This is a genomic window from Pseudomonas brassicacearum (assembly GCF_003732265.1).
GTDB lineage: Bacteria > Pseudomonadota > Gammaproteobacteria > Pseudomonadales > Pseudomonadaceae > Aquipseudomonas > Aquipseudomonas brassicacearum_D.
The window spans coordinates 1-657 of record NZ_MOBK01000213.1; the positions used below are offsets into that span (position 1 = coordinate 1).

Here is a 657-nt window from a genome sequence, read left to right on the forward strand (position 1 = left end):
CGCCGCGCCAGAATCGGCGCCAAGGGTGCAAACAAACCGAGGCAAAGCACCGGCAACGTGGTCAGCAAACCCGCCTGAGCCGCCGATAATCCGAGGCTTTTGGAAACGTCACTGAGCAACGGCGCCATGCTCGACAGCGCCGGACGCAAGTTCAACGCGACCAGAATCAAACCCAGCAGCAACAGCCACGGCCGGCGCACCAGCGGATGGCTTTGTTGCACTTGCTCGTCGTCAGCCTCGGCGTCGATCAGCAGCTCTTCAAGCTCTGCCGTACGTTTTGGGGTTGTGGATATCTCACTGCGGGACATGGATTTCTCGGTTTCAAGGTTCATTGATCAATTGCCTCGACAAGGCTTTGGCCCGTTCCGGGTCGCGTTGTTCGACCGCATCGAGCAACTCGATGTGCAGGTCGAAAACTTCCTGACGGCGCGGGACGATGTTCAGGGTCTGGCGCAATTGCGCGCCGACGATGCTGGAGAAATAGCGATAAAGCTCGCTGAGGGTCGGGTTGTGCGCGGCATCGACCAGCCGGCGGTGGAACACCAGATCGCAGGCGATGTAGGTGTCGAGGTCGCCGTGATAGTGACTGCCGCTGGTGCCGAGCGCCTCACGCAATGCGCCGAGGTCTTCTTCAGTACGACGTAACGCCGCCAGGCC

At 60.6% G+C, this 657-nt stretch carries 1 protein-coding gene and 1 pseudogene; both read right to left on the reverse strand.

The window, feature by feature from the left end:
* Positions 1-332 (reverse strand): annotated as a pseudogene (locus BK660_RS30905) (cyanate transporter); the annotation flags it as partial.
* The coding region (locus BK660_RS30910) for a FadR/GntR family transcriptional regulator (RefSeq protein WP_148057514.1) at positions 322-657 on the reverse strand (336 nt) is incomplete at its 5' end. The pseudogene BK660_RS30905 and the gene BK660_RS30910, both read right to left, overlap by 11 nt.